Origin of the sequence: Prevotella communis (assembly GCF_022024115.1) — a bacterium.
Lineage (GTDB): Bacteria > Bacteroidota > Bacteroidia > Bacteroidales > Bacteroidaceae > Prevotella > Prevotella communis.
On record NZ_CP091792.1, the window covers coordinates 2739247 to 2752053 of the forward strand.

General features: G+C 53.6%; 10 protein-coding genes. All 10 read right to left on the bottom strand.

All coding sequences use genetic code 11. From position 1 onward, the window contains the following. Positions 1–1941 (bottom strand): TonB-dependent receptor plug domain-containing protein, encoded by a 1941-nt coding sequence (locus L6468_RS11465; protein WP_237793340.1) that lies wholly within the window; start codon positions 1939–1941, stop codon positions 1–3. 58 nt (positions 1942–1999) lie between these two features. Further along, positions 2000–2665, bottom strand: a complete 666-nt coding sequence (locus L6468_RS11470; RefSeq protein WP_237793341.1) for an HmuY family protein — start codon at positions 2663–2665, stop codon at positions 2000–2002. Then, positions 2665–3171: a calycin-like domain-containing protein gene (locus tag L6468_RS11475; RefSeq protein WP_237793342.1), complete on the bottom strand. Its 507-nt coding sequence runs from the start codon at positions 3169–3171 to the stop codon at positions 2665–2667. The genes L6468_RS11470 and L6468_RS11475 overlap by 1 nt, the downstream gene beginning before the upstream one ends. Before the next feature lie 186 nt (positions 3172–3357). Next, positions 3358–3918: an MptD family putative ECF transporter S component gene (locus tag L6468_RS11480; RefSeq protein WP_237793343.1), complete on the bottom strand. Its 561-nt coding sequence runs from the start codon at positions 3916–3918 to the stop codon at positions 3358–3360. Between the two features lies 1 nt (position 3919). Further along, the gene (locus tag L6468_RS11485; protein WP_237793344.1) at positions 3920–5068 is read right to left on the bottom strand and encodes a DUF1302 family protein; all 1149 of its coding nucleotides are present in this window, start codon (positions 5066–5068) and stop codon (positions 3920–3922) included. After that, positions 5065–5850 carry an outer membrane lipoprotein-sorting protein gene (locus tag L6468_RS11490; RefSeq protein ID WP_237793345.1) on the bottom strand — a complete coding sequence of 262 codons (786 nt, stop codon included), beginning with the start codon at positions 5848–5850 and terminating at the stop codon, positions 5065–5067. The genes L6468_RS11485 and L6468_RS11490 overlap by 4 nt, the downstream gene beginning before the upstream one ends. A 91-nt stretch (positions 5851–5941) precedes the next feature. Next, entirely contained in the window at positions 5942–8323 is a 2382-nt protein-coding gene (locus tag L6468_RS11495; protein WP_237793346.1) for an efflux RND transporter permease subunit, read from the bottom strand. Positions 8324–8435: 112 nt separating this feature from the next. Beyond that, on the bottom strand, positions 8436–9668 hold the full coding sequence (locus L6468_RS11500) for a DUF4374 domain-containing protein (RefSeq protein WP_237793347.1): 1233 nt from the start codon (positions 9666–9668) through the stop codon (positions 8436–8438). Between the two features lie 29 nt (positions 9669–9697). Then, the gene (locus L6468_RS11505; protein WP_237793348.1) at positions 9698–11863 is read right to left on the bottom strand and encodes a TonB-dependent receptor; all 2166 of its coding nucleotides are present in this window, start codon (positions 11861–11863) and stop codon (positions 9698–9700) included. Positions 11864–12121: 258 nt separating this feature from the next. After that, positions 12122–12748, bottom strand: a complete 627-nt coding sequence (locus tag L6468_RS11510) for a TetR/AcrR family transcriptional regulator (protein WP_091818859.1) — start codon at positions 12746–12748, stop codon at positions 12122–12124. Positions 12749–12807 lie beyond the last annotated feature (59 nt).

Genomic DNA, 12807 nt, shown 5'->3' on the forward strand with positions numbered 1-12807 from the left:
TCATAGCATTTTATTGATATCAATAGAAAGGCCAAGCGTCAGCGTCGTACCCAACGTGACAGGCGAGTTGGCGGCATAGGTCTTGGGCTGATAGTTAAACAGGTTGTCGACGGCACAGTTGAGCGTGATGCCTTTCATGAAGCGCTGCGAGAGCGAGAACTTCCAGATGGCATAGCCGTCGTAATGGGTCTTGGTCATCTCGTCGAGCGTGCTGGAAGTGTATTCCGTCACGTTGACAGCCGAGAGAAACCGGCCTGAGAGCGACACGTAGAGTCCGTAGTTCTTCGTAAACTGATGGTCGTAGTCGGCACGCCACGTGAGCGAGTGCGGACGGGCAGCAGTAAGGTCGGGCTGTCCCTTCTTCACGATATTCCTGGTGAAGGCATACGACACCCTGGCGCCAAAGCCGTTGTGATGATGAAGCTGTGCGTTGACGTCGGCCCCAGCTATCTGCTGGTTGGCAATGTTGGTATACATCTGTCCACTCTTCCCGTCGCGCACCACCGTTGCCGTGGTGATATAGTTGCTGAAGAAGTTGTAATAGCCGGTGGCCGTCAGGCAGTATTTCAGGTTGCTGGTAATCGAACCATAGTTGGTCCACGAGAGCGACAGGTTATGGTTGGTCTCGCATTTCAGGTCAGGATTACCATAGATCATGAAGATGCCTCCCATGAAGAAGTCCATATAGAGTTCCTTGAGCGAGGGGGCACGGAAGCCAGAGGCGTAGGAGGCACGCAGACTGTTGTGTCCGCTCTTCCACATGCCCGCCAGTTTCCACGTGGGCATACCCTTCGCGGCAGCCGAGAAGTAGTCGTAACGCAGTCCGCCGATAACCTCCCATTGCTCCGTGGGGGCATAGTCCCATTGCACAAAGGCGTCGTAGCTGTTTTGCGACTGGTGGTTATTATCGGCGGCAAACTGATAGGTCATCAGGTAGTCGTTCATGAAGTCGGCACCCAGAGTTAATTGAGAATTCATAATTGACAATTGACAATTATAGACGGCGCGTGCCACGTTTTGACGATTGGAGTAGTCGCGCAGGTCCTTTTGCGTCAGAAGGTTCAGGTCCGACTTGTCATACTGGTCAAAGCTGTAGCCCACCTCTAGGTGCTGCTGGGGCGTGATACTCCAGTTCATCTTCAACCCGTCGCTGAGGTCGCGATAGCGCTCATGACTCACCTCGCCCGACTCCCTCTCGCGGAAGAAATAACCCAGTCGGCCCGTCAGCGACAGGTCGTGGCGCAGTTGCCAGACAAGGCGTTCCTTCACGTTGTACGAGCGTCCGCCATACGTGGGCAGCGACGAGTCCTCACCCAGATCCAGCGCCTTTGCACGGGTCATCTGGAAGGTAGTGAGCGAGTTCAGTTTACCCATGTTGAAATCGGCACTTCCGCCGTGGCGCCACTCCTTGGTAGCACCCTCGTAACGGGTGTTGAGGTTGGCGCTCCACGTGTCCGACGGACCCTTGGTGATGATATTGATGACGCCACCCATCGCCGACGAGCCGTAGAGCGTAGAGGCGGCACCCTTGACAATCTCAATGCGCTCGATACTGTTGAGGTTGAGACGCGAGAAATCGATGTTATCCATCGACTCGCCCGCCATGCGTTCGCCATCCACCAGGAACAGGATGTTATTGCCGTCGTAGCCACCCATGTTCAGCACCTGCTGCCCCATAGAATAGGTAAACTCCAGTCCTGGCAACTCCTGTTGCAGCATGTCCTTGATATTGGTGGCATCGGCCTTACGGATGTCCTCGCCCGTGATGACGCGCGTCACCACAGGGATGTCCTTCAGCGACTTGGGTGTACGGGTGGCGGTGACCACAACGGTCTGCAACTTCAACGGGTCATCGTTCCACAGCACGCTGTCAGCAGGATCGGTTGCGGCCTGCATCGTGCTACATAGGCACAAGGCCATCATCATGATTTCACTTTTCATTATTTTTGAGTGCGGTAGTATTTTTCACTTTTACCTTTTTAAAGCGGAAGCAAATTTTTCACTTTTCACTATTCCCTTTACCCTCAATTACGGGGTATTTATAGTTCACCGTCATCCAGCCTTTCACCTGATAGCTGTCGGTACTCATAAAGTTGGCCAACTGTATGGCGGCGTAGGTGCCGTCGGCAAAGCGCAGCAACATCACGTTGTCGTGCATGGTGTAGTTGGGCGGCATGTTACTCGTGTCCACCTCCACCCATTGTCCTATCACCGTGTTCTTATGACCAGGGGCATACACCAGGTAGCCCTCCATCATGTGCGACATATCCACGGTGATGCATTGCTCACTCTCTTCATCGGCTGTCCACTCACCCTCGCTGGGTAGTCCGGCCTGCTCCAGGGCTTCAATCGAGTGATAGGGCGTCATCATCACGCTGGCACCGTTGGTCTTCACGTCGTAGCGGTGGTGGGCGATGTCCCACTCCTGGGGCGCACCCGTCTCCGTGAGGTCGTCCAGACTGATGGTCGAGGTGGTGATGGTGGGCACAGGCGTGTGGAGGTTGATGTACACCCACTGGGCATAGTCGGTGGCGTCCACATAGTACTGTCCCTCCTGCTTCTCCACCGCGGGGTCGTCATACACGTTCTCCAACAAATCGCAAGCTGAGAATAGTCCCACGATAGAGGCTATTCCCAGCAAGCGTAATGGTGTTTTGATACTCATTATTTATCTTTGTTCTGAGCAGCTTCGAATACTTCCTTGAAATCGGCAGGGTTGAACAGTACGGTAGTGCCACCCATCACGGCAGGCACGTCGAACGTAGCCACCAGTTTGCCGTCATTGACGGTGCCCTCGAAGGTAGCGGCATACTCCTTAGGCTCACCCTTCATACTGGGCATCAGGGTCTTACCCTCACCAGCGAGTGTAAACGAACCGTCGTTCTGCTTGGTCACCTTGACAGCCTCGAAGGTAAACTCGCCCCAGGTTGCTGAGGTGTAGCTCAGCGTAGCAACATCAGCTGTCTGAGTAGCCTTCACAAATACGGTATCGTTCTCTGTGGGCTGATAGTTCTGGAAGTACTTGCAGTTGGCATAGGTGCCACCTGCATAGTTTGCTTCTACACTCTGAGCAGCGGTCTTCTCAGGTTTGTTGTCGTCATCGTTAGAACACGAGGTGAACACGGGGAGCAGCGCCAAAGCTGCTACCATAGAAATCAGAATCTTTTTCATTTTTATTATTATTTAATTGGTTTGTTATTCCAAAAACATCTGCTTTGTTTACAGGGTGCAAAGGTACGGCAAAACAGAAAGGTGCGCAATACCTAAAACTAAGGGTTTTAAGCATCGCGCACCAGCACGTACCTATAATTATTTAATAGTATTAATCAAAAGTAGGTATTGATGAACATTTCGTGTTCATTTCTTCCCCATCCTCGACGCAAGACTGATGGCTAGGGAGCCGGCGGCGAGGACGAGGATGATGACAAGGAAGAGGGCCCAGGACGATGAGAGCGTTTTGAGGCCCTCGGCATAGTCGGCACCAATCTCTTCGGCAGCGCCCTGATAGTACCATTCGGAGGCAGTCCAGAGCTTCATGAGCCACACGAGGATACCCAAGGGCAGGATGGGATAGGCCAACAGGATACTGCGCTTGTAGGTAGTGCCGATTGATTGGCGTACTATATCTGAAAAGATACCCACAACCACCATCAGGAGGGTCTGCGTGAAGTCAATCTCGCCCATCACGAGCAAGACGACGGCGAGGACCAGCGCAAAGAGGGTGGCCACACCTAAACGCTGCCAGCGGCGAGTTGCCCAGAAATACGAGGGTGCACCCAGCATGGCGGCCAGAACGGGGAATACGACGATCCAGCACCAAGGACTCAGGAAGCCTAGGAAGGCGCAGGCGAAAGATGTTACGGCATAGAGGACGGCACATCCGAGGATGCCAAGAAAGTTGTTGTTTGATTTTTCCATTTTAAAAACTGTATTTTAGTTTGACGAATAATTCTGAGTTCTTTTTGTAGACGGTAAACATGCCGCTGTCGGCATGGAAATAGTCGTAGCCCACGATGGCGTGCAACTGGTCGTTGAGGGCGTAGTCGGCACTCAGGCGATTGAACACGCCACCATTGGTCACGTCGATATAGGCGAAGGTCTGCAGCGAGAGCGTGTTGTGCAGCAGATCCTTCGAGATGCGGAGGGTCGAGAGACCCGTGTTTCTGTGCTCGCCCAGCGCCACGTACTTATGCGAATACTGCGCCGAGAGCGTCCAGTCGTTGCCGGCATACCAGTCGAGGCCAAGCAAGGCGTTCGTCGAGGCTGCACGCGCTCCCCCACTCTGCAGTTCGTCGAGATACTCAGCCACCTCGCCTCTTATCACGAATTTCCCCACAGGCACGGACACATCGCCGCCCAACATCGTCATGCGACGATATTCGCCCACGCCGTTGCAGACGACAGGCTGCTTGTTCCACGTATGCAGGGCCGAGAACGAGAAGTCGATGCCGCTGAGGAAGAACGACAGTCGGCCGCCATACTCCATATTACACAAACGACGCTTGGGCTCTTCGCCGATAGGAACGGGTCCCACCGACCACGGGTTCTCCACATCCGTAGGCAGGTCAAAGAACGAGCTCACGGGTATCACCACCGCCTCAGTGCTCCATTTCTCACGCGAGTAGCGCAGTCGCAAACCACCCACAGGGATGCGGATGTCGTCGTAGTCCTGCGCCAAAAACTCCGTATAGTCCATCGGCGAGATGATGTCCGTCAGTCTTAAAGCATCCGCCACGCCCCAGGTGATGATCTGCCGTCCTGCCCGCACGTCCCAATGGTCATCCGAATAGTAGGCATAGGCCTCGCGCAACTGGAAGCCCGAGCGGTCCTTCAGGATGGCGTTGTGAATCAGGTTGGCCGACACGAACGCACCCGCATTTCCCTTTTCCAGCGTCACCTCGCCACGCACACGGCTACGTGACGACATCCAGTCGTTGGGCGCCTCCGTGCGTACCGCATGATACGTATCCACGAAGCCCTTCACGCCCACGCGGAGAGAATCCTCATCCTGCGCGCCGACGGCAACGGGTACCACCCACAACAAAGCATTCAAAAACAGCCGTCTCATAAGCCTTTCTCCAATTTAGCCACCGTAAACAGCGCCTTGTCCACCTTCACGTCATACTGTGTGTTCTTCACCACGATGGTGGTACTGTGCTCCGTCTGCACGTTCTTCATCTCCATCTTCAGTACGGTCCAGAAGCCCTGAATCTTCTTCACCTCCTGGATGGTGAGCACACGGTGCAGTTTGTTGAGCTTGTCGTAGTACTCCACATGGTCGGCTATCAGACAATCCTGACGAATCCACGACACCTTACGACTGTAGATCTCGTGCTTGTCGACAGGTACCGACTCCACCACCCAGCACTTATGACCGTTTCTTGTCTCCTCGCGCAGCAACTTATGTGTGTCCTCATCCACGTGGCGCTGCCCCATGTCGTCGTACGTAAAGTCCGTACCCATAAAATAGTCCGTCTTCGACGATGAGCCACTGATGCGGCGCGTTTTCTTCATCGCTGGCAAGTAGAGCCATTTCGCATCCTCCTTACCAATCTCGTCGTAGTCCCAGGTGAGGAATCCCGTGCCCTTCACGTCGCCCGGATAGGTAAAGAACATCATCTTCTTCGTGTCCTTACCCTCGTCCATCGCCCACGACGTCACCTTCCTCTGGCGCGTGCTGCCGTTCTTCTTTTTGAGCGTCAGTTCCATCTCGCCGTAGCGTGTGTCGCCGTCGGCACGGTCCTTCACTTTCTGAATCACATCGCGGCCCGAAAGCTGCTGCGCAGCGCAAATTGAGAATTGAAGATTGATAATTGAAATCAATACTGCAATAATAAATATCTTTTTCATAATTTCTGAAATTTAATCTTTCGCTCGGCTTTGCCGCTTGGCTCCGCCAAGAATGTTTAATGTTTAATCTTTAATCTTTAATGTTTAATGTTTAATCTTTAATCTTCCCAAACACCTTGCACTTACTCACCAGTATCGGCGTGACGAGCAGGTCAGCAGCCAATGCCGAGAGGATGCCGATGATAGCCATCAGACCGAAGTTGATACACATGGTGCAGGCCGAGGTGCAGAAGCCGGCGAAGACGGCAGAGGTGATGATAGAGGTGATGACAATGGCGACGCCCACCACGCGGAACGTGCGACGGATAGCCTCACGATAGTGGTGCGAGCGGTCGAACTCGAGCTTCGAGTGATTGATAAAATGGATGGTATCGTCCACGGCCATACCCAGCATCATGGGCAACAGCGTGGCGGTCATCATGTCGAGCGGCACACCCATCCATCCCATATAGCCACCCACGAAGACGGCAGGCATCATGTTGGGCACCAGTCCGATAAGTCCCACGCGGATGCTCTGGAAGGCAATCATGAGGATGATGCCGATAATGAGGATGGAGATGACGAACGAGAGCATCTGGCCGCGCACCAGATACTGCATCATGGTGACGTACTGTGGGATGTTGCCTACTGTTGTAATCTTCGCCCCGGGGAACAGCTTCTGGGCGTCCTGCTGGATGCGCGCCAGTTCGCGCTCCACCTGTGCCGAATTGAAGTCGGATATCTCAACCATCAGCCTGAGGCGACGGTAGTCATAGTCCACCCAATACTCAGACTCCGTACCGCCAGCATTCTCGTAGAGCAGAATCTCCTGCGCCACTTCCTCCTCTGTATCAGGGATGCAGAAGCGAGCCGTGTCGCCATCGTTGAGCGTCTGGTTCAGGTCCTTCAGGATGTCGAGAATAGACGTGGTGCGCTTGGTCAGGTCGTAGGTATTCACCTGCTGCTGCAACTGGTCCAGTCGGCGCAGGTTCTCAGGCTCCTTGGCCTCGTCGTCGTGGGGCAGTTCCACGATGAGGTCGTAGGAATAGAGCGAACCGAGTTCTGAGCGGCCCACGTCCATTACCTCCTTCACGTATGGCACATCCTCGCCCATGGTACGCTCGATGTCGAACGCCGCCTCAATCTTCCACAGGCCCACGCACAGCACCAGACATACCACGAGGAACGACCAGCCAATCTTCTTGGGATTGCGCAATACGATGTCGCTCAGGCGCACCATGGCCGCCGTCCAGCGGGTATCAGGCGGGAGGGCTGATGTCTGATGGCTGATGTCTGATGTTTGGGTGACGTCAGCCTTGACGCGCTTATTTTTACCAAAGGACAGCAATACAGGCGAGATAATCAGCGAGGTGAGGAGCACGAACAGCACGCTCATCGAACTGATGACGCCCACGCAATGCATGGGGCGGATGGGGATGACGAGGAACGACAGGAGCGATACCAGCGTGGTGAAGCCACAGAAGAACACCGACCAGCCTATCTCCCTGAGCGTCTCGATGACAGCCTTACGCCTTTCGCCGTGGATGCGCATGCGTCCGCGGAAATACGAGAAGATGTGGATGTTGTAGGCAATGGCCACGGCGAAGGCCAGGATGGTGGGTATCATCAGTACGGTAGAATCCACGTACATCTTCGTCCAACCCGCAATGCCGTAGGTGATAAAGAGTCCGCCAACAACCGAGATAATCGGCGCCAGCACACCACGCAGCGAGCGCGTCATGCAGAGCATCACCAGCATGCAGACAATGGTGGCAATCATCATCAGGCGACTCATCTCCTGACCGATATACACGGTCTTACAGTTGGTCACGTAGGGCATGCCCGTACCTTTGGGATGCAGCGAGGCGTAGGCAGGTTTCTTGATGATGCGCTCCACCTCCTGACCCGTGATGATATCGGGAGCCACCGTGCCCTGCTGCTTCCACACGCTATCCTTGGGGAAGGTGCGCAGTTTCACCATGATCCACGACAAGCGGCCGTCCTGCGAGATGAGTTTGCGCGCCACGTGGGGTTTGCTGAAAGCACGCTTACGGACGCTGTCCATCGCCGCCGAACCATCCTCAGGAATCTCATCGGGCACAATCTGCTCGATGGTCATGCCCTCGTCGCTGCCCACCATAAACTCGATATCCGTCAGCGACGTCACCTTGTCGGCATACGACAGACTGTCCAGCAGTTCGTTGGAGAGGGCCCTCAGCGTCGCCAAGTTCTCCTTCGTGAAATGGTTGTCGCATTGCGTCAGCACGCCCACGTAGTAGTCGTTACCGAAGTGCGACTTAAACTCGTCGGTCATCACCAGCATAGGGTCGTCCTCGATAAAATAGTCATCGAACGACGTCTCCTTCACCATCCGCTTCATGCCGATAACCGACACGATCATCACTAATGCGAAGATGCCCAATGTCAGCCAGCGCATCTTCAGCAGTTGCGCGGCAAACCGCGCGAACATCTCGTTAATCTTTTCAATCTTCATATCTTTCAATTATTTAATAACGAACAATGTTTCAAAATGTTCACCAAAAAGAGAGGACCCGCATCTCTGCGAGTCCCCTTCATGAAACCTATCATTTGATTCTTACCCATATTTACTTGGCAAAACTATGGAAGAAGCAAGGATTGCCCTGGACGCTGAGCACAGGTCCTTCGACCTTCTGCGTCTTGGGGTCGTAAGTATAGAAGCCGTTGGCCTTGGTGTTGGCGCTGCCAAAAACCACAAGTCCCTTGTGCAGACCGATGGCCATGGTGTGAGGATTACTGATCTCCATGCCCTTGATGACCTTGATAGTCTTGGTCTTCAAGTCAACGATAACGGGCATGTTGGTCATGCTCAGATAAGGGTTTGACATGGCGTTGGGGTCGAGCGCGTTCGAGTTGGCATAGGCATAGAGCTTGCCGTCGCCGCCATAGCACACAGCAGCCAGGAAGTCGGCATACTGCGTAGAGAGACCCTCCACCACCGTCTGGTCGAAGGCAATCGCATAGTCAGGATCGATATCCGTCTGTCCCTTCTTGATGCGTACGATACCGCCGCGGAAGCCAGGGATATAGCCAAACGATCCGATACAGTTGACGTAGATATCCTCGTTCTCGTCCACGAAGATAGAGTTGGGCTCAATAGGACGGGTAGCGAAGCAGAAGCCTATGGACTCGTTGACGATATGCTTCTCCAACTTATCAGTCTGGGTGTCAATCATGGCCAGTTCGATGGTGTTCTTCTCTGGCATCCACTGGGCATTCATCTGGTTCAGGCCTACAAAGAGCTTGCCGTCGCGAATCACCATGGCACCAGGCGACACGTTGGTATTGGGCTGACTCAGCGCGTTGAGGTCGATATCAGCAATCTTGGTCATCGTGGTGGGGTTGAACGCCATCACAATACCAATACCCTGCATACTGACATAAGCCTTCTCGCTGTTGAGCTCCACGATATTGGCAGCAGCCGAACCGGCAGGGATTGCCAGCGCGCCCTTCTTCACCCAGTTGCCTTTAGCGTCGAGGTTATAGCGCAGAATCTCGGCCTTCGAGTTGCCCATATAGTCGGGGAAGGTATAGATATTGCCTGAAGGAGCCACGATAGGTGTGCCACCAAAGCCGAAGGGGATGGCGTTGCTGTTGTCGTAGGTACCAGGCGTCATATCCCCAAGGCTCTGCAGATAGGCGCTGCCGCTACTGCCGTCAGGATTGGTGATGCTGGTGGCAAAAATCACACCGGTGAAGTCGCCCTCGTTGTTGTTGTCCTGAGTTGTGGTTGAGTCATCGTTGCTGCAAGCGCAGGCGAGCGCCATCATGGCAGCCAATGCAAAAATGTTTTTTTTCATTTGATTAAAATGTGTGTTTGATTAAATAATTATTTGAAAACATATCTCACTTTAAAGCCTACATAGCGACCTGGCAGGGGACGGTTGAACTCAGACACCACGTGGCGGTCGGTCAGGTTCTTGACCCTCAGGGTCAGCGTCAGACGGTTGTCCATAAAACTATGCTCCAGGGCAGCATCCATCGTGAAAGAGGTGGGAATCTTACGCTCCTGATACTTGCTCACCTCAAAGTCGTAGAAATACTCGTGGATATACGAGGCATCGTAGAGCAGACGCGTGTTCTGACCCTTGCCGCCAAAGAGGTTCTCCCTGTGGAGCTCGGCACCGAAATTACCCATCAGATAGGGCACGTTAGGGATGCGCAGGTCCTTGGTGGGATTGGCCACGTTGGTGCCAGGCACCGTCTCGCGCACGTCACGCAGGTCCTGCCAGGTGCCGTTGGCATAGAGATAGAGCAAGGGACATACATCGCCCTTCAGTTCCAGTTCCACGCCTTTGGTGCGTACCGTGCCGAAGTTGCGATAGCGCGCCATCGTGGGGATAATGTCGGGCGTAAAGCGAATCATGTCGTCCAGCTCGTTCAGATAGCCCGAGAGTTCCATTTCCAACAGTCCGCCGTCGTCCTTCACGTGGCGGTACATCACGCCCAGGTTTACGCCTCTGGTACGCTCTGGCTGCAGGGCTGGCGATGCCAGGATAGAAAAACCGTTACCTATGAGTTCCTCGCTAGTGGGGATGCGCACCTCAGAGTTGAACGAGGCCTTCACCATCCAGTCGTCGGAGAGCCGGTAGCGCAGGGCATCGCTGAAGCCGAAGTAGTTCTTCGAGATATCCACGGCCTCAGGTTCGCTGACGCTGAAGGTGTTGATACTGCGCGAGGACGAAGAGAAATAGAAATGCTTCAGGGTGAAGGCGTTCTGGAAGCGTCCGCCAAAGAGACTCAGGTCGTACGACAGGCCCGTGGTCAGGGTGTTCATCTTACTGGGGAAGTTGGCACAGAAGCCCAGCGCCTTATCCATCAGCGAATCGCCTGGGTGCATTGACGTATGGTCGCCATATAGGTTCAGGTTGACGGCGTGGTGCAGGTCTATGGTGTAGCCCAGGTTCAGTTTCAACGTTGCCTCGTTGGTGCGTGTGCGTCCGTCGCTGGGATATTTGTTCTGCTCACCGCCAAAGACCGAAGTAGGTGGCATCTCGTTGCCGTCCCAGTCGTAGCGGTGCATGGCGGTATCCTTCATGCCCGAATAGCCCAGCACATAACCGGCATCCATGTCAAGATCCAGTCCGTCGAGGAAGAAGTTGTCCTTCTTCAGGTTCAGCGCAGCCACATAGCTGGACGAGAAGTTATAGGCCTCGCGGATGTCGATGTCGATGCCCTGAATCTCCTGTTTGGTATGCATGCCGATGAGTTCGAGTTTCACCTCGTCGAACCACCATTTGGTGGCTTTCACCGAACCGCCATAGATAATCTTGTTGTACTGGTCGTGGTCGCGCTCCACCCAGCGCCCGTCGATATTGTCGAGCCGCATTTTGTAGTTGTTCTTCGAGAACGAATAGGTGCCTCCCAGGCCAAACTGCAGACCGCTCTTCTTGTCGGTGCGCTTGATGACGCCATTGAGCTGGTGGGTGTTGAATGAACCTATCTCGTACGAGAAGTCGAGGTAGAGGGGCGGATACTCCTTGGTCACCACGTTGACGGCACCACCCAATGCCGAACCGCCAAAGCGATAGGGCACCAGGCCCTTGTACACCTCGATGCGCTCAATCATGTCGGTGGGCACGTCGTTGAGGGCCACGAAATTGCTAAGCTGCGACATAGGAGCCTCGTCGATATACATACCGATACGCTTACCCTCCAGGCCACGGACAGAGATACGCGAGGCGCTGCCCAGTCCACCCGTGTTTCTGATGGTGACGCCCACGGTACGAGCCAGCACATCGTTCAGGTTGTTGGCAGAGCCCTGCAACTGCCGTTCGCCAATCACGGAAACAGGCATGGCCGACTCCTTGAGCATCCTAAGTTTGGTGCGACCTGTCACCTGCACCTCGTGCAACTTGATAGGGTCTTCATTTCTTAATGTGCTGTCGGGGGCGCTCTCGTCCACTCGTTTCTCATTGTAAGCCAGTTCCTGCGCTCCAGTTGTCAGGGCTGCAAACAGGCCGCTCACCAAAAATAAAACAATCTTTTTCATCATTCACCTATATTTATATATATGCTCGTTTCGTATGGGGGGAAAACCGCTTTCCACTCGCCTAAAGTTGAGACTACGCACAAAAGCGAACAAAACTCTAAATTGTTCACACAAAAAAGAGAGGACCCACATTTCTGTGAGTCCTCCCTCTGTCGGGATGCCAAAGCATCGCTATGTGTAATTTTTCTTTTCATCCGTCGATACGTTTTTCCGGCTGCAAAGGTATGGAAAATTTCTGGCACATGCAATACCTAAAACTGACTATTTCATATTCATCAGCGTGCGCCATCCGCCATACTCAAACTGGATATAGTCCTTGAGAGCCTTGTGTATCTCATCGGCAGACAGGTTGTGCTTGATAACTTCAGAGATAAAACTGAACATCCACACCGTATGCACATGATAGGTGAAGGGGGTATGGATGGCACTACACGTGGGGTATTTGCATTTCAGCTCGTCCATAAACGACAGGACAATGCGTGTGCACTCGTCCGTATAGGTGTCGATATAGTTTTCGAGCGAGGAGCCTTGCGACTGGTAGAGCAGCAGTTTCAACTCGTCGCGATGGTTGTTGATAAGCAACATATACTCCTTCACGTTGTCGCCCAGCATCATATTGCTCTGACCTGTGGCATAGTTAAGGAAGTCCTCCTGACTGTCCATGTTATGATGATCGTGCATCATACGTTCCAGTTCGGCAATGAGCGGCGTCACTATATAGCGAAACAGTTCGTCCTTGCTCTTGAAATAGTTGTAGATATTGCTCACACCAATGCCCACCCCCGCTGCAATATCGCGCATCGAGGTCTTGGCATAGCCCTTTTTCAAGAATATCCCTCGGGCCACCACTACAATCTGCTCGCGTGTATAGTCTTTCTTAATCTGCATCACATCTGTTTTTACTAACGGCCTACAAAGGTACGACGAAAAACAGATGTGTACAATAC